The sequence below is a fragment of the Streptomyces sp. NPDC004111 genome (assembly GCF_042874215.1).
Taxonomy (GTDB): Bacteria; Actinomycetota; Actinomycetes; order Streptomycetales; family Streptomycetaceae; genus Streptomyces.
On sequence record NZ_JBIAMU010000009.1, the window covers coordinates 51,016 to 70,651 of the forward strand.

The window sequence follows — 19,636 nt, forward strand, 5'->3', positions numbered from 1 at the left end:
GATGCCTGATGATCGACGGAACGTAGTGCTGTGTACAAGTCTTGAAGTCGGCTGCGGTTTCGCCCCGAAGTCCCTGCGGCTTTCGATCTGCTGGCGGACGGGTGGTTAAAGCCGTATGACGGTTAAGTGGACGTACCCAGACACCTTCGATCTGGGTATGTTCCTCGCCGTCAGGGCAGCCACCGCGTCTTCGAGGAGCCGAGACCCGTGTCGGAAAACAAAGAACCCCACGTAGCCAGCCAGGACGGCGCGCAGCCGGCCGAGCAGAAGTTCGTCTACGACTTCACCGAGGGCAACAAGGACCTCAAGGACCTTCTCGGTGGCAAGGGCGCCAACCTCGCCGAGATGACCAACCTGGGTCTGCCGGTGCCTCCGGGGTTCACGATCACGACCGAGGCGTGCAAGGTCTACCTCGACAGCGGTGACGCTCCCAAGGAGCTGCGCGACGAGGTCAGCGCCCACCTGGACGCCCTTGAGGCGAAGATGGGCAAGAAGCTCGGCCAGGCCGACAACCCGCTCCTCGTCTCGGTCCGCTCCGGCGCCAAGTTCTCGATGCCCGGCATGATGGACACGGTCCTCAACATCGGCCTCTCCGACGCCTCGGTCTCCGGTCTGGCCAAGCAGGTCGGCGGCGACGAGCGCTTCGCGTGGGACTCCTACCGGCGCCTGATCCAGATGTTCGGCAAGACGGTCCTCGGCGTGGACGGCGAACTCTTCGAGGAGGCCCTCGAAGACGCCAAGACGGCCAAGAAGGTCAAGGTCGACACCGACCTGGAGGCCGCCGACCTCAAGAAGCTCGTCAAGAAGTTCAAGAAGATCGTCGCCGACGAGGCCGGCCGGGAGTTCCCGCAGGACCCCCGCGCGCAGATGGACCTCGCGATCAACGCGGTCTTCGACTCGTGGAACACCGACCGCGCCAAGCTCTACCGCCGCCAGGAGCGCATCCCCGGCGACCTCGGCACGGCCGTCAACGTCTGCTCGATGGTCTTCGGAAACCTCGGCCCCGACTCCGGCACCGGCGTCGCCTTCACCCGCGACCCCGCCTCCGGCCACCAGGGCGTCTACGGCGACTACCTCCAGAACGCGCAGGGCGAGGACGTGGTGGCGGGCATCCGCAACACGGTGCCGCTCGCCGACCTGGAGGGCATCGACAAGAAGTCCTACGACCAGCTCATGCAGATCATGGAAACGCTCGAAACGCACTACAAGGACCTGTGCGACATCGAGTTCACCATCGAGCGCGGCCAGCTGTGGATGCTCCAGACCCGTGTCGGCAAGCGCACCGCCGGTGCCGCCTTCCGTATCGCCACCCAGCTCGTGGACCAGGGCCTGATCGACGAGGCCGAGGCCCTCCAGCGGGTCAACGGCGCCCAGCTCGCCCAGCTGATGTTCCCGCGCTTCGACGAGGACGCGAAGACCCAGCTGCTCGGCCGCGGCATCGCCGCCTCGCCCGGCGCCGCCGTCGGCAAGGCCGTCTTCGACTCGTACACCGCCGTCAAGTGGTCGCGCTCCGGCGAGAAGGTCATCCTGATCCGCCGCGAGACCAACCCCGACGACCTCGACGGCATGATCGCCGCCGAGGGCATCCTGACCTCGCGCGGCGGCAAGACCTCGCACGCCGCCGTCGTCGCCCGCGGCATGGGCAAGACCTGTGTCTGCGGCGCCGAGGAGATCGAGGTCGACACCAAGCGCCGCCGCCTCACCGTCGGCAGCACGGTCGTGGAGGAGGGCGACGTCGTCTCCATCGACGGCTCCTCCGGCAAGGTGTACCTCGGTGAGGTCCCGGTCGTGCCGTCCCCGGTCGTCGAGTACTTCGAGGGCCGCATGCACGCCGGCGCCGACGACGCCGACGAACTCGTCGAGGCCGTCCACCGGATCATGGCGTACGCCGACCGCCGCCGCCGGCTGCGGGTGCGCGCCAACGCGGACAACGCCGAGGACGCGCTGCGCGCCCGCCGCTTCGGCGCCCAGGGCATCGGCCTGTGCCGCACCGAGCACATGTTCCTCGGCGAGCGCCGCGAGATGGTCGAGCGGCTGATCCTCGCGGACACCGACGACGAGCGCGAGGACGCCCTCAAGGGCCTGCTCCCGCTCCAGAAGCAGGACTTCATAGAGCTCTTCGAGGCGATGGACGGCCTGCCGGTCACCGTCCGTCTGCTGGACCCGCCGCTCCACGAGTTCCTGCCCGACATCACCGAACTGTCGGTGCGCGTCGCCCTCGCCGAGTCCCGCAAGGACGCCAACGAGAACGACCTGCGCCTGCTCCAGGCGGTGCACCGCCTGCACGAGCAGAACCCGATGCTCGGCCTGCGCGGCGTACGCCTCGGCCTGGTCATCCCCGGCCTGTTCACCATGCAGGTCAGGGCCATCGCCGAGGCCGCCGCCGCCCGCAAGAACGCCAAGGGCGACCCGCGCGCGGAGATCATGATTCCGCTCGTCGGCACGGTCCAGGAGCTGGAGATCGTCCGCGAGGAGGCCGAAGCGGTCATCGCCGAGGTCGAGGCGGCCCACGGCATAGACCTCAAGCTGGCGCTCGGCACGATGATCGAGCTGCCGCGCGCCGCCATCACGGCCGGTCAGATCGCGGAGGCCGCGGAGTTCTTCTCCTTCGGCACCAACGACCTCACCCAGACCGTCTGGGGCTTCTCCCGCGACGACGTGGAGGCGAGCTTCTTCACCGCCTACCTGGAGAAGGGCATCTTCGGCGTCTCCCCGTTCGAGACGATCGACAAGGACGGCGTCGGCTCGCTGGTCAAGCAGGCCGTCGACGCGGGCCGCCGGACCCGCCCCGACCTCAAGCTGGGCGTCTGCGGCGAGCACGGCGGAGACCCGGAGTCCGTCCACTTCTTCCACGAGGTGGGTCTGGACTACGTCTCCTGCTCCCCGTTCCGCATTCCGGTCGCCCGGCTGGAAGCGGGCCGCGCGGCGGCCCAGGCGACTGGCAGCGACAGCCGCTGACCGGTCCGCAGAACCACCGGATCCGCCCCGGGACTTCGTACCCACCCTCACCCCCGGCGGCGGATCCGGCTCCATGACGAAGCGGCGGCACCCTTGTGCGGGGGTGCCGCCGCTTCGGCGTCCCCAGGGCGTGCCCCTGTCTCCGGGGCACGTGGCAGGCGTGCCCCTGTCGCCCGGGGCGGACGGTTGCGGTGCGCACCCTTGTGGTCTCGGTTCGGATACCGGTAGAGACCACGGTGCATCACTTGCCGCTCGTACGTCACGGACGCCCCAGGAGGCCCCGCATGAGCAAGGCACCGTCCGCCCGTTTCTCCCGCCGCGCCCTCGTCACCGCCGTCGGCGTCGTCACCGCCGCGACCGCGCTCCCGCTGCCCGCCCTCTCCGCGTACGCCGCCGAACCCGCGCCGCCGCTGCGCGAACCCGCGCGGGCCGCCGACGGCACCAACGCCCGGCCCGTCGTCGTCCCCGCCCTACAGGAGTGGACCGGCGCCACGGGCACCTACCGGATCGACGCAAGCGTCCGGGTGGTCGTCGAGGGCACCGCCGACCGCGCTCTCCTCGCGCTCTCGCGCACGCTGACCCAGGAGATCGAGGAGGTCACCGGGGTGCGGATCGCCGCGCCCCGGCAGGGCGGCGCGCGGCGCGGCGACATCGTGCTGCGCCTCGACGCACGCGCCGCGCACCCCCGGGGCGGCGAGCGCTACGCCCGCGAGGGGTACGAACTGCGCGCCGGCGCCGACCGGTTGAGCATCGTGGCCCCCGACCGCCGGGGCGTCTACTACGGCACCCGCTCGCTGCTCCAGATCCTCCTCCAGGACGACCGCCGCACCCGGGTCCCGGCCGGCACCGCCCGGGACTGGCCCAACTACCGGCTGCGCGGCTTCATGCTGGACGTCGCCCGGCGCTACTTCACCCCCGGCTTCCTCCGCGACTACCTGCGGATCATGGGGTGGTTCAAGCTCAACGACCTGCAACTGCACCTCAACGACAACGAGATCCAGGCCCCCGGCGGCGACTGGTCCCGGGCGTACGACGCCTTCCGGCTGCGCAGCGACAAGAGCCGGTGGGCCGGGCTGGCCGCCGAGGACGGCAGTTACGGGCGCGCCGACTGGGACTCCTTCGAGGACACCGCCGCCGCGCACGCCGTCCAGCTCACCCCGGAGATCGACGCACCCGCCCACTCGCGGTCCTTCGTACGGTTCCGGCCGGACATCGGTCTCGGCGGCGCCAACAGCGACCACCTCGACCTGGGGAATCCGGACACGCTGACCTTCATGAAACAGGTGTTCGATGAATTCACGCCATGGTTCCGCAGCCCCGAAGTGCACTTCGGGGCCGACGAGTACACCGGTCCCGAGGCCCACTACCGGGCCTACTTCAACGGGATGGCGGCCCATCTGCGCGACGCGCTGCACAAGCATCCGCGCGCGTGGGGCTCGCTGTCCCGGCTGACCGGGGAGCCGGCCGCGTACGACAAGGACGTCACCGTGCACAGCTGGAACAACGGCTGGTACGGGCCGCGGGCGGCCAAGGGGGACGGCTACACCGACCTCGTCAACACCAATGACGGGCTGCTCTACGTCGTCCCCTTCGCCACCTACTACCACCCGCTGGGCCTCGACGGACGCCACCTCTACGACAGCTGGGAGCCGCACGTCTTCCCCGGCGAGGAGTCGCTGGCCCCCTTCGACCCGGTCCTGCGCGGCGCCATGTCCGCCGTCTGGAACGACCTGGTGCACGCCACGTACACCGAGCAGGACGTGCACGGGCTGATCGAGAAGACCTTCGGGGTGCTCGCCCAGAAGATGTGGAGCGGGGCCGCCGCCGACGTGCCGTACGCGGCCTTCACCGCGTCGATGCGGCGCGGGGCACTGGGACCCGGCCTCAAGGTGGTCGGACCGACCCTCGCCGAACCCGACCAGATCTCCTTCGGCGCGTCCGCGCTGGCCTCCTCCTCGGGGTCCGGCACCCGGCCCGGCGCGGCCACCGACGGCAGCCCCCTCACCCGCTGGAGCAGCCGCCAGGAGCGTGCGCCCTGGCTCACCGTGGACCTCGGGAGGACGCGGGCGGTGGGCCGGGTGCGGCTCGACTGGGGACAGGAGCACGGACGGGACTACGACATCGAGGTGTCCGGGGACGGGCGGACCTGGCGGACCGCGGCCGAGCGGCGCGGGCGCACCGGACCCGGCCGCGACGAGTTCACCCTCGCGGCGGCCGACGCCCGGTACGTACGGGTGCGGGGCCGGGAGGCGCGGCCCGTCCGGTACACCCTGTGGTCCCTGCAGGTCTTCGACGTGCCCGACCTGGCGCGCGGCGGGACGGCCACCGCGTCCTCCGTGGAGGCCGCCCACCTCGCAGCCGCGCTCGCCACCGACGGCGACCCGGGAACCCGCTGGGCGTCGCGGTACACCGACGACGAGTGGCTGGCGGTGGACCTCGGGAAGACGCGCCCGGTGCGCCGGATCCTGCTCGACTGGGAGGCCGCGGCGGGCCGGGACTACGACCTCCAGGTCTCCGCGGACGGCACCACGTGGCGCACGGTCGCCGAACGGCGTGGTCGGACCACCGCGGGGGAGGACGTGGTCGAACTGACCGCTCCCCAGGACGCCCGGCACGTGCGGATGCTGGGGCGCGGCCGGCAGAGCGAGTACGGGTACTCGCTCTGGCGGTTCGAGGTCCGGGGCCAGGAGTCCGCCGACACCGGACCGCGGAACTCGAACCGCCACCCCTGAACGCACCCGTCACCCCCGGACCCGAGGCCGGGCCCGCCCCGCACCCGGAGCGGCGCCCTCCGCCGGAGCGCCGCCCGCACCCGCGCGCGAAGTGGCAGTTGAAAAGTTGACCTTCGCAGTACGGGGGATGAACGGCGGGAGTGACGGGAGAGGTGCGGGGCGCGCACCCCGGATCCCCACCCGTGGTACGCGCCCCGTCACCTCCGTCGGGCGGCCGTTCTGCCGTCCGCGCACACCGCCGTCAAGTACGGCGAAGCCCCCCACGGCCTTCGCCCCACCCTTTTGGTACCCGGTACGGCCCCGGTGCCCGACACAGCTCAGCCTCTCGCTTCCGGCGCGCGGCGGCGAGGCGTTTCAACTCTGGCCGAAAGGCCGTGGTGACCGCGTGTAAGGGCGTGCATACTCAATCGCGGGTCGGTTGCGGATGCAACCTGCGGTCGAGGGTGGGGAGTTGGGCCGGTGGTGCTGCGTATCCACTTCACTGGGGAGGACCTCGCGCGGCTGCGTCTCGCCGCGCGGCCGGACGCCCTGTGGGAGACGGTTCTCAGCTTCCACCGGTTGCGCGACCGGCGCGGTGGACGGGTGTACGGGCAGTGGCGCAAGGAGGCCAGGACCCGGTTCGGCGGCGGTGCCCGGGACGCGCGGCGCACCCTCGCCTCGATCGTCCCCGAGCGCGGCTACTTCCCCGACTTCCTCACCCCGGCCGAGGGCGCGCAGGGCTGGGACGAGGGGCTGGCGGCGGTGCGGGCCACCCCGGAGGGCCGGCAGTACGGCGAAATGGCCCTGATGAGGGGCGAGCTGGCCCAGGTGCCGCCGATGGGCGTGCTGGCGGACGCCCTGCGCGACTACCACCGGGCCGCCGTCGCCCCGTACTGGCCGCACCTCCAGGCGCGCGTGGAGGCGGACCGGGCGGCCCGCGGCCGGGCCCTGCTGGACGGCGGGGCCGACGCGCTGCTCGCCTCGCTGCCCCCGGTGCTGCGCTGGCGCGCCCCGGTGCTGGAGGCGGACTACCCGGTGGCCCGCGAGGTGCACCTCAAGGGGCGGGGGCTGCGGCTCCAGCCGTCCTTCTTCTGCCAGGGCGCACCGGTCGTGCTGTACGACCCGCAGCTGCCGCCCGTGCTGGTCTACCCGGTGGCGCACACCCCGCCGCCCGCCCTCGCCGCCGTCGGCAGCCCGCACCTGGGCCGGCTCGTCGGACAGACCAGGTCGGTGGTGCTGCGCGCCATCGAGCACGGCTGCACGACCAGCGAACTCGCCCGCCTGGCCGGGGTGTCCCTCGCCTCCGCGAGCCAGCACGCGTGCGTGCTGCGGGAGGCGGGGCTGGTGGTGACGCTGCGGCACGGCAGCGCCGTACTGCACTCGCTGACGCCGCTGGGCGCCGCCCTGCTGCGGGGCGGGGCGGCACCGGCGCCGCTGGGCTAGCCGGCCGCCGGTACCGCCCCGCGACTGCCGCTAGGCGCGGAAGGGGCCGGTCACCTCGTAGGTGATGCCGCCCGAGGAACTGCCGCTGGTGCCGCGCTGGCTGGAGAAGTAGAGCCGGGTGCCGTCGGGGGAGAAGGCGGGGCCGGTGATCTCCGAGCCGGACTGGCCGTTGACGCGCAGGAACGGGGTGACGACGTCGTCGGGGGTGATCAGGCAGATCTCCATGTTGCCGCCGTCCTCCGCGACGAACAGGTCCCCCGAGGAGGCGCCGGTGACGTTGTCGACGCCGGTCAGCGGGGCGGAGCCGCCGGTGACCAGGGAGTCGTCGTAGACCAGGTCGAGGGTGGCCGCCGCAGCGTCGTAGCGCCAGACCCGGTTGTCGCCCTTGGTGGTGAAGAAGCAGACGCCGTTCGCGTAGTAGCAGCCCTCGCCGCCGTTGAAGCGCTTGGCGCCGGAGACCTGGTCGCGGGTGGCCCTGGAGGCGCCGGTCGGGTCGGGGACGGCGGCCCAGGTGACCGGGCCGCTGGTGCCCGAGCCCATCTTGAGCACCTCCAGCTTGCCCGCGGCGAGGTTGCCCCAGGTGCTGGGCGTGAAGCGGTAGAAGCAGCCGTCGGTGACGTCCTCGGTGAGGTAGACGACCTTGCGGTCGGGGTCGGCGGCTGCCGCCTCGTGCTTGAAGCGGCCCATGGCGTCGCGGCGGACGGCGGCCTTCACGCCCCACGGGTCGGTCTCGTAGACGTAGCCCCGGTCGACCTCCTCGCAGGAGAGCCAGGTGTTCCACGGCGTGCTGCCGCCCGCGCAGTTCTGCCGGGTGGAGGAGAGGATGCGGTACGCGCCGGTGATCGCCCCGGTCGCCGAGAAGCGGACCGCGCCGGCCCCGCCGGACGGGTTGACCTCGGAGTTGGAGACGTAGATCCAGCCGGTGCCGTCGGCGAAGCAGGCGCCGCCGTCGGGGGCGGGGTGCCAGGTGTAGGAGGTGCCGGCGACCTGCTGTCCCGATCTGGCGACGACCCGGCTGCGGAAGCCCGCCGGGAGTTGGACGCCGTTCGCGTCGGCGCTGCCCGGCGCGCCGTACGGGCCGGTGCCCGGCTGCGCGGGATCGGCGTGGGCGGCGCCGCGCCAGAGGGTGCCGCCGAATGCGGTGACGGAGGTGGAGAGGACGGCGGTGCGCAGGAAGGTGCGACGTTCCATGACTGCTCGCTCCATGGTTCCGGGGACGGGGGGCTCTGGTGTGCCCCCGGAACCTAGGCGCGCGGAGTTGACGGCAGGTCAACTCCCGCTGTCCGCCGGGGGAATCAGTCGTCGATGCCGGACCTTTCGACCCCGGCCACGATCCACCGCTGGAAGAAGAGGAACACCAGCAGCAGCGGCAGCACCGAGACGGCCGCCGCGACGAACAGTTCGTGCAGATTGACCGTCTGCGCCGTGTTCAGGGTGGCGAGCGCCACCTGCACCGTCCACGCCTGCTGGTCCTGGCCGATCACCAGCGGCCACAGGAAGGCGTTCCAGGCGCCGATGAAGACGATCGTGCCGACGGCGGCGAAGACCGGGCGCGCGTTGGGCACCACGATCCGCCAGTACGTGCGCCAGTACCCGAGCCCGTCGACGCGTGCCGCGTCCTCCAGCTCCCGGGGGAAGCCGAGGAAGTACTGCCGGAAGACGAAGCACGCGAACGCCGAGAAGAGCGTCGGGACGATCAGCCCCCGCAGGGTGGAGACCCAGCCCAGCGAGGAGACCAGCACGAAACTGGGGACGAAGGTGACGGCCGCCGGGACCATGAGCGTGCCCAGGATCGCGTAGAAGACCTTGTCGGAGTGGCGGTAGGGGATGCGGGCCAGGCCGTACCCGGCGAGCGAGGCCAGCAGCAGGGTGCCCACCGTGGTGGCGACCGCGATCAGTGCGGAGTTGAGAAGGGTACGGGCGAAGGGGATCGCCGTATCGTTGAACAATTCTGCGATGTTCCCCCACTGGAGGGAGGACGGGAAGAACGTCCACTCCGGCGAGGTGATCTCCGCGTCGGTGGCCAGCCCGTTGCGCACCAGCAGGTAGAAGGGGACGAGGAAGAGCAGCGCGAGCGCGACGAGCAGGGCCACGCGCAGCGCGCGTCCCACCCGCACCAGGGCGTCGTCCATCGGGGTCAGTCCTCCTTCCGGCCGAGGCCGAAGAACCGGGCCTGGAAGATCGTCACCACGGCGATGATCAGCGCCAGGATGATCGCGCCCGCACTGCCGAGACCGAGGTTCTGCCCCTGTCCCAGCGCCGTGTAGTAGAGGTAGACCAGCGGCGGCCTCGCGTACGGCGGATAGCCGCGCGAGTCGGAGAGCAGGTTGTAGAACTCGTCGAAGGCCTGGAACGCGTTGATCACCAGGAGCAGGACGACGGCGACCGAGGTCGCGCGCAGCAGGGGGAAGGTGATGTGCCGGAAGACCTGCCAGCCGGGGCGGGCGCCGTCGACGGCCGCCGCCTCGTAGAGCGCGGGCTGGATCCGCTGCAGCCCGGCCAGGAAGAGAATCATGTAGAAGCCCGCCTGGAGCCACAGCCGCACCGTCACGATGACCAGCCAGTACCAGGGCGGGTCCGTGGTCGACAGCCACGCGGTCTGGTCCGCGCCGAACCAGCCGAGCACGGTGTTCGCCAGCCCGAACCGCACCCCGTTGAAGATCGACATCTTCCAGATCATGGCGGCGACGACATAGGAGCAGGCCGCCGGGAGGAAGAACACCGACCGGAAGAAGGCCTGCGCGAAGCGGAGCCGGTTGACCATCAGCGCGAGCGCCAGGGACAGCGCGTACGTCGCCGGCACGATGAACGCGGTGAACAGCGCGAAGGTGCCGAGACTGCTGGTGAACGCGGAGTCCCCCAGCATCGAGGTGTAGTTGTCGAGACCCACGAAGTCCGTGGGGGAGACGGTGTTGTGCGCGTCGAAGAAGCTGAGGTACAGGCTCCACAGCAGCGGTACGTAGGTGAACAGGCCGAGCCCGAGCGCGAAGGGGCCGACGAAGACCCAGAACCACAGGGTGCGGTTCTGGGTCCCCCACCGCCGCGCCCCGGCGGCGGTGGCCGGGGTGCCAGTGCTCACGAGGACTTCTTCTTCACACGCTGGAGCTCCTCGTTGGTCCTGCGCACGACCGCCTTCAGTTCGGTGTCCGGGTTCGCACCGTCCTTGATGATGCGGCTCAGCGCGTCCTGGTACGCGGTGGCGGCGGCCGGGGTCCACAGCAGCGGCTGCGCGTAGCTGTGGTCGGTGGCGTAGCGCACCGCGTCGGCGGCGGCGCCCTCCTTCAGCTTGTCGGCCTTCTTGGCGAGGGAGGTGCGGGCGGGAATGTGGAACCCGTATCCGAGGGCGAAGTCCGTCTGGAAATCGGCCTGTTCGATCCACAGCCACTTGACGTACTCCTTGGCGGCGGCCTGCTGCTTGCTGCGGGCGCTCACCGCCGCCCCGTACGCGCCGACCGGCACCGACGGCGCGCCGCCGCCCCCGTCCTTGGGGAACGGCAGCACCCCGAAGTCGTCCCCGAGCGCCTTCTGCACGGCGGGCAGCGCCCACAGTCCCGACCACTGCATTGCGGTCAGCCCCTGGACGAACGCCGACGGGTCGGACCAGTCGGTGGGCGCGCCGAGCAGCAGCGACTTGTCGGCGTACAGCTGGCGGAGCTTGCCCAGCGCGCGGGCGGCGGCCGGGTCGTCGAATCCGACCTTGCCGTCCTCGGTGATCAGCGAGAGCCCGGCGGCGTACAGAGGAGTGCCGCCGATGGCTCCGGCGCCGCCGTCGTTGCCGAGGAAGAGCCCCTTGGTCTTCCGGTCCCCGGACTCCGTCAGCTTCTTCGCCGCGTCGACGAGTTCGTCCAGGGTGCGGGGCGGCTGGACGTTCGCCGCCTTCAGCAGGCTCTTGCGGTAGAAGAGCAGCTGCATGTCGACGACCTGCGGGACCGAGTAGATCTTGCCCTCGTACGTCTTGGGGGCGAGGACGGCGGGGTTGAAGTCCTCCTTGACCCCGGCGAACAGGTCCGTCAGATCGACGACCTGGCCGCCCCGGATCTGGTCCAGGGTCGGCCCGTTGACCTCGAAGACGTCCGGGCCGCTGTCGGTGAGCAGGGCGGCGGCGGTCTGCTGGTCGTAGTTGCCCGGCCGCCACTGCACGGTGACCTTGGTCTTCTTGTACGCCGCCGCGTAGCGCCGCACGGCCTGCTCGGTGCCGCTCTCGCCGTACTGGTGGTACCACTGCGCGATACCGCCGCCGGGCCCCGTTGCGCCTCCGCCCGAACCTCCCTCCTCGCGGCCGGTGTTGGACCCGCAGGCGGCGAGCGCACCGGTCAGGGCCAGACCGGATCCCGCGGCGAGGAGATTTCTGCGACTGATGGACATGTCTGGTTCCCCCAGTGGTTGCTCGTCGGACCGGGCCATCGTGAAGCCGGACAGCCCAACGATCAACCATGCCGCAGCTCCACGGCCAGTGTGTTGCGGCGGTGTGTCGCCATGTGTGCGACGCCTTCCGGCGTCTCAGCGCTCCTTCAGGACAACGGAGTTGGCCACCTCGTGAAGGCGCCGGACCGAGGTGCCCGTCGGTGTGCGGCGGGCCCCGCGGGGGAGGGGAGCGAAGCCGTCGGCCCGTACCGGGTGCGCGGGGGCCGGCCCGGGGGTTCGCCCGCCCGAGGGGCCGACGTTCGAAATCTGTGTCATTTTTCTTTCCGGGAGGCGATGAGTTTCCGCGGCGCCCCCGGTCTATATCGGTGAAAGGCGGCGGCACAGGGGCCGCGCCGGACGAGAGAGACGAGAGAGCACGCCATGTCGCAGTACCAGCAGATGATCTTCGTGAACCTCCCGGTCAAGGACGTCGAGGTCTCCACGAACTTCTTCACCAAGCTCGGCTTCACGCAGAACAAGCAGTTCAGCGACGAGAACACCACCTCGATCGTCATCAGCGACACCATCGTCGTGATGCTGCTCGCCGAGCCGCGCTTCAAGGAATTCGTCCCGAAGGAGGTCGCCGACTCCTCGACCCACGCCGAGGCGATCGTCGCGCTGAGCGCCGAGAGCCGCGCCAAGGTCGACGAGCTCTGCGACGCGGCGCTGGCGGCCGGCGGGAAGCCCTCGAAGGACCCGCAGGACTACGGCACCATGTACGGCCGCTCCTTCCAGGACCCGGACGGCCACAACTGGGAGGTCATGTGGATGGACCCGTCGATGGTCCAGGGCTGAGCCCGGAGGCGGCTGCACGGGCCCCCGGCCGCTCACCGGCGCACGCGCCCCGGCCCCGGCCGCTCCCGCGCACAGCGGCCTCACGAGTACGCGAGGCCTCACGCCGAGGCGCCGCCGTCGATGACCAGGTCCGTGCCGACGACCGAAGCGGCGTCGTCGGAGGCCAGGTAGAGCACCGCCGCCGCCACCTCCGCGGCGGTGGAGATACGGCCGAGCGGGGAGTCCGACTTCATCCGGAGCGCGCGCTCCGCGTCCGTCTCGCCGGGCCGCAGCGACATGGCGGACTCCGAAGGGCCGGGGCTGACCGCGTTGATCCGTATCCCCTCGGAGATGTGGTCGAGGGCGGCGCCCCTGGTCAGGGCGGACACGGCGGCCTTGGAGGTGAGGTAGCCGGTGACGTTGGGGATACGGGTGTGGGCGCCGAGGTTGGAGGCGATGTTGACGATGACGCCCCGGCCCCGGCCCGTGCCGCTCCCGGTGCCCCCGTCCGGGCCCGCGCCGTCGCCCTGCCTGCGCATCTGCCGGATCTCGGCCCGCAGGGCGTTCAGTACGCCGGTGACGTTGATGTCGAGCAGGGTCTGCCAGTCCTCGGCGGGGAGGTCGGCGACCGGGGCGCCGCCCCGGAAGACCCCGGCGTTGTTCACCGCCACGTCGAGCCGGCCGAACCGTTCGACGGCGTACTCGACCAGGGCGGTCACCTCCCCCTCCCGGGACACGTCCGCGGTGAACGCCGCTGCCGTGCCCCCGGCGGCCTCGATCAGCGCGACCGTCTCCTCGATCGGTGCGGCGGTGCGCCCCGCGACGACGACCCGGGCGCCCTCGGCGGCGAAGGCGAGCGCGATGCCCCGGCCCAGACCGGAACCGGCGCCGGTGACGAGTGCGGTGCGGCCTGCGAAGCGGGTGCGGGTGGTGGAGGTCATGGCGGATCACATCTCTCTTTCAAGAACGATCGGTCAATTATTGGGGCAGGAGAAACGGGCCCGACTGCGGGCCCGTTCGGTGCGGTCTCAGTCCAGCAGGGCCAGCGCCTGTTCGGCCGCGTCGCGCACCCGGGCGGGGTCGCCGGACGCCTTGCCGGTGACCCGCAGGCCCTGGAGCAGTACGAGCAGCAGCCGTGCCAGGGCGCGCGGGTCGCGCTCCCCGGGCAGCTCGCCCTGGGTCCGTGCCCGGACCAGCGCGGAGTGCAGCAGTGTCTCGATCTGCTCCCAGCTGCGCTCCACCCGGCGGGCCGCCTCCGGGTCGTGCGGACCCAGTTCGGCCGCGGTGTTGGTGACGAAGCAGCCGTTGCGGCGCAGTTCCTCGGAACCGGCCTCGGCGGCGAAGCGGCGTACCAGCGCGCGCACGCCCGGCAGTGCGGGGCCCGGCCGGGACAGTTCGTCGAGCAGCTGCGGGTCGCGGTCCTCGGCGTACCGGTCCAGGGCCTTCAGGTAGAGGTCGTGCTTGTTGCCGAAGGTGGCGTAGATGCTGGCCCGGCCGATGCCCAGGTGGGCCACGAGGTCGGCCATCGAGGTCGCTTCGTAGCCGCGCCGCCAGAACAGTTCGAGAGCTGACCGGAGGGCGGCGTCGGGATCGAATTCCTTGGTCCTGGCCACGTGGTGACTCTAGAGCTTTCTGGAACGGTCGGTCAAGAGATTTGAGTACGGGGAGCCGGAGCGGCGGGTGCGGCTCGGACGGCGGCGCCCCGGCGCGGTGAGGGCGGGGGTGGGGTAAACCGAACCCCCGGCTTCCGTGCTGGCACGGTCGAGCCCCGGGCCGCCGGCCGACAGCCTGGAGACATGGACACCGACACGAGCACCGACAGGCCCACCGCCGACGCCTCCCGCACCGCCACGCCCGGCGCCTCCCGCACCTCCACCTCCCGCACCTCCACCTCCGGTACCTCCACCCCCGGTACCTCCACCTCCCGCGCCTCCGGCGCCTCCCCTGTCCGCACCGCCGCCGGTTCCCGCCGCTTTCCCGGCCCGCGGGCCGTTCTGCGGGAGCCGTTCCGGGCCCGGACCTGGCGGCGGGTGGCGTATCTGCTGCTCGCGCTGCCCCTCGCACTGCTCTGCGTCCCGCTCGCCCTCGTCGGCGGGCCGGTCGGCCGGATCCAGTTCTGGCTGATGCGGCGGGTGCTGGGGGTGGAGCCCGGAACCGTGGCACGGGAGAGCGGCGGGGTGCTCGGGGTGGCGCACGCCCTGGTCGCGTTGCCCCTCGCGCTCGTCTCGGCGGTCGTCGTCCTCTACTTCTGGTTCGTCGTCGTCATCAACCTCGGCTACCCGCTGCGGCCCGACAACGACCCCACCGGCTCCTGGGGCGGCCCCACCATGGCCGGCGCGTGGGCGGTGCACGCGGTGGGCGGCGGGGTGACGTTCCTGCTGCTGACGCCGTGGGTCGCCAAGGGGTTCAGCGCGCTTCAGGTGCGGCTCGCGACCGGGCTGCTGGGGCGGTCGCGGGCCGGCCTTGGACGCACCGTCGCTCTCGCGCTGGGCGTGGCCGCGCTCTGCGGGCTGCTGTCGGTGCCGATCATCCATCAGCTTTAGTGGCCACCATGCACCAGCGCCTTCCCTTCCGTTTCCCGCCCCCGGCCCTCTCCCGCACCGGTCTGCGGGTGCGGGCCGGGGCTCTGCTCCACGCCGTCCTCGCCCTGCCGCTCGCCCTCCTCGGCATGGTGCTCGTCCTCGCGGGGCTCTTGGCCGGGGGAGTGCTGGCCGTCACCGCGCTCGGGCCGTGGCTGCTGGCGGCGACCGTGCGCGGCGCGGCGGGCCTGGGGTCCGTACAGCGCGGGCTGGCCCGGCGGCTGCTGGCGGTGCACGTCGAGGACCCCGTACGGCCGGCGGCGACCGGGCTGCTCGGGTGGCGGCGTACCGCCCTCGCCGACCGTGCGGGCTGGCGGGCCGTCGGCTGGGCCTTCGCCGCCCCGCTGCTCGCCCTGCCGGGCCTGGTCGCCGTGACCGTCGGCTATGTGTACGGGCTGCTCTTCGTGCTGCACCCCCTGCTGCGGCACGTCAACTACGTCACCGTGCACGAGAGCGACGGGAGCGAGCGGCACGTCTCGCTCGAATTCCTCGGCGTGCAGATGGACACCTGGCCGCGCTGGACGGTGGTCGTGCTGCTGGGCGTGCTGTTGCTGGCCGCTGCCCCCTGGCTGGTCCGCCGCGCCCTCGTGCCGTACTCCCTCGTGCTGCGCGCGCTGCTCGGCCCGGGGGCCGCCGACCGGCGCATCCGCACCCTGGAGGAGACCCGGGCGCAGGCCGTCGAGGACGCGGCGGCCACCCTGCGGCGGATCGAACGCGACCTGCACGACGGCACCCAGGTCCGCCTCGTCGGCCTCGGCATGCACCTCACGATGATTCACGAACTCGTCGCCGCGGGCGCGGACAAGGCGCAGGTGCTCGCCCTCGTCGAGACCGCCCGGGGCAACGCCAAGCAGGCCGTCGCCGACCTGCGCCACCTCGTCAAGGGCATCCACCCGCCGGTACTGGACCAGGGCCTGGACGCCGCGCTGGCCACCCTGGCCGCGGACTCCCCGCTGGCGGTGACCGTACGGGCGCAGATCGGCGCGCGGCCCTCCGCGGCCCTGGAGTCCATCGCCTACTTCTGCGCCGCCGAACTGCTGGCCAACGCCGCCAAGCACAGCGGAGGCAGCACCGTGGACGTCGAAGCGACCGTACGGGAGGGCCTGCTGCGGCTGGTGGTACGGGACGACGGGCGCGGGGGAGCGGTGGTCGGGGCGGGCAGCGGGCTGAGCGGACTGCTGGGCCGGATCAGGGCGGTGGACGGGACACTGGTGTGCGACAGCCCGGCCGGCGGCCCTACGGTGATCACCGTCGAGCTGCCCTGCCGTTAGCGACCACCCGAGGAGCCCGCCCGCCCATGCACCCGTCACCCGCCGCCCCGGGCCCGCGCATCGTCATCGCCGAGGACTCCGCACTGCTCAGGGACGGGCTCGTGCAACTGCTCGGGATGCGGGGCGTGGAGGTGGCCGCGGCGGTCGGCGACGCGCAGGGGCTGCTGGCGGCGGTGGCGGAACACCGTCCGGACGCGGCGGTGGTCGACGTACGGATGCCGCCCACGCAGACCGACGAGGGGCTGCGGGCGGCCGTGGAGATCCGGCGGACCTGGCCGGACGTCGGCGTGCTGATCTTCTCGCAGTACGTGGAGACGCGGTACGCGGCCGAACTGCTGGGCGGCGGCCGGGGCGGCGCGGGCGTCGGCTATCTGCTCAAGGAGCGGGTCGTCGACATCGGCGAGTTCGTGGACGCGATCGGCCGGGTGGCCGCGGGCGGCACCGCGCTCGACCCGGAGGTGGTGGCGCAGCTCTTCGGCGCCAGCCGGCGGCGGTCGGCACTGGACGGGCTGACCCCGCGCGAGCGCGAGGTGCTCGGGCTGATGGCGCAGGGGCTGACCAACCAGTCGATCGCGGACCGGTTCGTGGTGACCGAGCGGGCGGTCGAGAAGCACGTGGCGAACATCTTCGCCAAGCTGGGTCTCGCGGTGGAGGAGGGCGGGCACCGCAGGGTGCTGGCGGTCCTCAGGTATCTGGAGGGCTGAGGAGCCGACAAGGGCGCGCGGTCCGGGGAGGGGCGCGCGGGCCGGGGAGGGCCGAGCGGGCCCGGAGGGATGAGACGGCCCGGAGGGATGAGCGGGCCGGGAGCGGCGGGCGGGCCGGGAGAGGGAGGGAGCAGGCCCCCCCTCCCGGCGTGGTGTCCGGTCAGTCGATCTGCAGCTCGCCCATCGCGCTCCAGCCGTTCTGGCCCTCGATCGTCGTGCTGACGATCTCCGGCGTGCGGCGCAGCAGCGGGCGCATGGTCTCCATGGCGGCGCGGAAGTGGTCGGAGTCGACGTGCGCGGCGGCGGCGTCGTCCTGGAACGCCTCGACCAGGGTGAAGGAGGTGGCGTCCTCGACGCTGCGGGACCACTCGAACCACAGGTTGCCGGGCTCGGCGCGGGTGGCGGTGGTGAACGCCTCGACGTGCTGCATCCAGGAATCGGCGTACTCGGGCTTTACGGGGAACTTCACGACAATAAAGATCATTGCCTCATTCTAGGGCGGCCAGTTAACCGTCCTTCAGCCCTCCCTCAAGGCCACCTTAAGAATCCGGCCGCACGGCTCTGACCAGCGAATTCACCGTACCGGCTGCCCCTAGTCTGCCGCTTGTGACGATCGAGGCCAGCCCACCGCCGACGGACGCCTACCCCGCTCTGACGGCCTACCTTGCCCGCACGGAGTACGCGTCCCGCCCCGGTCCCGGCACGTCGTGGAGCGCCGGGACTAGGCCCGCGTTCCCCGCCGCACCGCCCGTGCCGTCGATGCCGCCCGCGCCCCCGGCACCTGCCGCACCGCCGGTGCCGCCCGCGCCCCCGGTGGCTGCCGTGCCGCCGGTGCCCGGCGTGCCGTCCGCCCCCTCCGCGCTGCCGCGGCTGCCGCCCCGTACCGTCCGGGGCGGCATCGTCGCCGGGGTCGGGGCCGTGTGTCTGCTGTGGGGGGTGCAGGCGGTGCCCTCGCTCCGGCTCGACGCGCTGTTCGCGTCCGGGGCGCACCTGACCGGGCTGCTCGCCGGGTACGGGGTGCTGGTCATGCTGTTCCTGATGGCGCGGGTGCCCGCCGTCGAGCACGGGGTCGGCGCCGACCTGCTGGCCCGCTGGCACGCGCTCGGCGGCCGGTACGTGCTGTCGCTGTGCGTCGCGCACGGCCTGCTCGCCCTGTTCGGGTACGCCGCGCACGCGGGCACGGACCTGCGCACCGCCGTCGTCGAACTGCTCGGCTACGGCGGCGTCCTGGCGGCCGTACTGGGCACCCTGCTGCTCGCCGCGGTGGGCGTCACCTCGGCGCGCGCCGCCCGCCGCAGGGTCCGGCACGAGACCTGGCGGGCCGTGCACCTGCTCGCGTACGCCGGGGCCGGGCTCGGCTTCGTGCACCAGCTCGCCGGACCCGACGTGGCGGCCCACCCGTTCGTGCTGTGGACGTGGTCGATGATGCACGCGACCGTCGCGGTGCTGCTGCTCTGGTACCGGGCGGTGGTGCCGGTGCGGCAGGCCTTGCAGCACAGCCTGCGGGTCCTGGAGGTGCGGGACGAGGCGCCCGGAGTGGTGTCGGTGGTGATGCAGGGCATCGGGCTCGACGCGCTGCGGGCGGAGCCGGGGCAGTTCTTCCGGTGGCGGTTCCTGCAACGCCGCATCTGGCACACCGCGCTGCCGTTCTCGCTGTCCGCGCCGGTCAGGGACGACACCATGCGGATCACCGTGAAGGCGGCGGGCGACCACACCCGGCGGCTGCGCCGGGTGCGGGTCGGCACCCGGGTGCTGGCGACCGGGCCGTTCGGCGCGATGACCGCGCACCGGCGCACCCGGCGCAAGGTGCTGCTGCTCGCGGGCGGCGTCGGGATCACCCCGATGCGGGCGCTCTTCGAGACCCTGCCGGGCGGCCCCGGCGAACTGACCCTGCTCTACCGGGCCAGGGACGCCGCCCAACTGGTGCTCAAGGAGGAACTGGAGGCGATCGCCCGCTCCCGGCGGGCCGCACTCCACTACCTGCTCGGCGCCTCGGACGCGGCGCACGGCCCCGGGCCGCTGCCGGACGGCGGGGCCTCCGCCCCGGGGCACGGGACACGTTCCGGCGGGGGAGACCCGCTGGCCCCGCAGGCGCTGCGCGCGCTGGTGCCCGACATCGCCGAGCACGACGTGTACCTGTGCGGGCCGCCCGGCATGGCGCGGGCGGCGACCGCCTCGCTGATCCGGGTGGGCGTGCCGGAGTCCCGCATCCACGCCGAGGTCTTCAGCTTCTAGCGCGCTCCCGGCACCGCCGCCCGCCGACCGCAGGCCCGCCCGCCGACCGCAGGCCCGCCCGCCGGCCGCCGCTCGCACGCCCTGCCCGCCGCCCGCACGCCTCGGCCGCCAACCGCGCGCCCCGCCCGTCGACCGTTCGCCCCCGTCCGCCGACCAGGCGCCCCGCCCGCCGATCGCCGCCCGCACGCCCCGTCCGCCAAACGCACGCCCCGTCCGCCGCTCGCCCCCGTCCGCCGACCAGGCGCGCTCCGTTCGCCGTCGGCGCCCCCGCCACCCCGGTCCGCAACGGCCTTCGCCCGCCCGGTCCGTTCCGCCCCCGCCCCGTCTACCCCAGGGACCCCGCACCCCATGGCTCGTCATCGCAGACCCGTCACCACGCGTACCTCCGCCGCCGTGGACCGGGCCCGTCGGCACGTCGCCGCCGGGCTCTTCGGCGCGAGCGCGCTCGCCGCGACGTTCCTGGCCGTGGCCGTCGAACCGGCCGCGCCGCCCGCCCCCGACCGGGCACCCGCCGCGGGCGGTTCCGATCTTGCTCAACTTTCCATCAAGTAAGTGGT

16 protein-coding genes are annotated in these 19,636 nt (G+C 72.6%); 9 read left to right on the plus strand and 7 right to left on the minus strand.

The features are described from left to right. The first annotated feature begins 207 nt into the window (after positions 1-207). From ppdK to ACFYVL_RS18820, 3 genes are all read left to right on the plus strand, one after another. Entirely contained in the window at positions 208-2,958 is a 2,751-nt protein-coding gene (ppdK, locus tag ACFYVL_RS18810; RefSeq protein WP_389246063.1) for a pyruvate, phosphate dikinase, read from the plus strand. Between the two features lie 284 nt (positions 2,959-3,242). After that, complete coding sequence (locus tag ACFYVL_RS18815; RefSeq protein WP_389246065.1) at positions 3,243-5,690, plus strand: discoidin domain-containing protein; 2,448 nt, start codon at positions 3,243-3,245, stop codon at positions 5,688-5,690. A gap of 462 nt (positions 5,691-6,152) precedes the next feature. Then, the gene (locus ACFYVL_RS18820; protein WP_389246558.1) at positions 6,153-7,112 is read left to right on the plus strand and encodes a winged helix-turn-helix domain-containing protein; all 960 of its coding nucleotides are present in this window, start codon (positions 6,153-6,155) and stop codon (positions 7,110-7,112) included. A 30-nt stretch (positions 7,113-7,142) separates the two neighbouring features. Here ACFYVL_RS18820 and ACFYVL_RS18825 read toward each other — a convergent pair whose 3' ends face one another. The 4 genes from ACFYVL_RS18825 to ACFYVL_RS18840 form a co-directional block, all read right to left on the minus strand. Next, on the minus strand, positions 7,143-8,303 hold the full coding sequence (locus tag ACFYVL_RS18825; RefSeq protein ID WP_389246067.1) for an alkaline phosphatase PhoX: 1,161 nt from the start codon (positions 8,301-8,303) through the stop codon (positions 7,143-7,145). A 104-nt stretch (positions 8,304-8,407) separates the two neighbouring features. Continuing rightward, the gene (locus ACFYVL_RS18830; protein WP_389246069.1) at positions 8,408-9,244 is read right to left on the minus strand and encodes a carbohydrate ABC transporter permease; all 837 of its coding nucleotides are present in this window, start codon (positions 9,242-9,244) and stop codon (positions 8,408-8,410) included. A gap of 5 nt (positions 9,245-9,249) precedes the next feature. Continuing rightward, the gene (locus ACFYVL_RS18835; protein ID WP_389246071.1) at positions 9,250-10,191 is read right to left on the minus strand and encodes a carbohydrate ABC transporter permease; all 942 of its coding nucleotides are present in this window, start codon (positions 10,189-10,191) and stop codon (positions 9,250-9,252) included. After that, positions 10,188-11,477: an ABC transporter substrate-binding protein gene (locus ACFYVL_RS18840; protein WP_389246073.1), complete on the minus strand. Its 1,290-nt coding sequence runs from the start codon at positions 11,475-11,477 to the stop codon at positions 10,188-10,190. The genes ACFYVL_RS18835 and ACFYVL_RS18840 overlap by 4 nt, the downstream gene beginning before the upstream one ends. 420 nt (positions 11,478-11,897) lie before the next feature. Between ACFYVL_RS18840 and ACFYVL_RS18845 the strand changes: the two genes are divergently transcribed. Next, entirely contained in the window at positions 11,898-12,311 is a 414-nt protein-coding gene (locus tag ACFYVL_RS18845) for a VOC family protein (protein WP_389246075.1), read from the plus strand. Positions 12,312-12,409: 98 nt separating this feature from the next. Here ACFYVL_RS18845 and ACFYVL_RS18850 read toward each other — a convergent pair whose 3' ends face one another. Both ACFYVL_RS18850 and ACFYVL_RS18855 read right to left on the minus strand, forming a co-directional pair. Further along, positions 12,410-13,231, minus strand: a complete 822-nt coding sequence (locus ACFYVL_RS18850) for an SDR family NAD(P)-dependent oxidoreductase (protein ID WP_389246077.1) — start codon at positions 13,229-13,231, stop codon at positions 12,410-12,412. An 87-nt stretch (positions 13,232-13,318) separates the two neighbouring features. Beyond that, positions 13,319-13,903: a TetR/AcrR family transcriptional regulator gene (locus ACFYVL_RS18855; RefSeq protein ID WP_389246079.1), complete on the minus strand. Its 585-nt coding sequence runs from the start codon at positions 13,901-13,903 to the stop codon at positions 13,319-13,321. 183 nt (positions 13,904-14,086) lie between these two features. Between ACFYVL_RS18855 and ACFYVL_RS18860 the strand changes: the two genes are divergently transcribed. Genes ACFYVL_RS18860 through ACFYVL_RS18870 form a run of 3 tightly spaced genes read left to right on the plus strand, consistent with a single transcriptional unit; the run spans position 14,087 to position 16,844 of the window. Beyond that, complete coding sequence (locus ACFYVL_RS18860; RefSeq protein WP_389246081.1) at positions 14,087-14,833, plus strand: sensor domain-containing protein; 747 nt, start codon at positions 14,087-14,089, stop codon at positions 14,831-14,833. A gap of 8 nt (positions 14,834-14,841) precedes the next feature. Next, entirely contained in the window at positions 14,842-16,140 is a 1,299-nt protein-coding gene (locus ACFYVL_RS18865) for a sensor histidine kinase (protein WP_389246083.1), read from the plus strand. Positions 16,141-16,166: 26 nt separating this feature from the next. Next, entirely contained in the window at positions 16,167-16,844 is a 678-nt protein-coding gene (locus tag ACFYVL_RS18870) for a response regulator transcription factor (RefSeq protein WP_389246085.1), read from the plus strand. 160 nt (positions 16,845-17,004) lie between these two features. Here the strand turns inward: ACFYVL_RS18870 and ACFYVL_RS18875 are convergent, their stop codons facing one another. After that, positions 17,005-17,328, minus strand: a complete 324-nt coding sequence (locus tag ACFYVL_RS18875; RefSeq protein ID WP_389246087.1) for a putative quinol monooxygenase — start codon at positions 17,326-17,328, stop codon at positions 17,005-17,007. 275 nt (positions 17,329-17,603) lie between these two features. On the opposite strand from ACFYVL_RS18875, the gene ACFYVL_RS18880 reads away from it, so the two are divergent. Together ACFYVL_RS18880 and ACFYVL_RS18885 are read left to right on the plus strand one after the other, a co-directional pair. After that, positions 17,604-19,079, plus strand: coding sequence for a ferric reductase-like transmembrane domain-containing protein (locus ACFYVL_RS18880; RefSeq protein WP_389246560.1), 1,476 nt, complete (start codon positions 17,604-17,606; stop codon positions 19,077-19,079). 348 nt (positions 19,080-19,427) lie between these two features. Continuing rightward, positions 19,428-19,631 (plus strand): hypothetical protein, encoded by a 204-nt coding sequence (locus ACFYVL_RS18885; RefSeq protein ID WP_389246089.1) that lies wholly within the window; start codon positions 19,428-19,430, stop codon positions 19,629-19,631. The last annotated feature ends 5 nt before the right edge of the window (positions 19,632-19,636 follow it).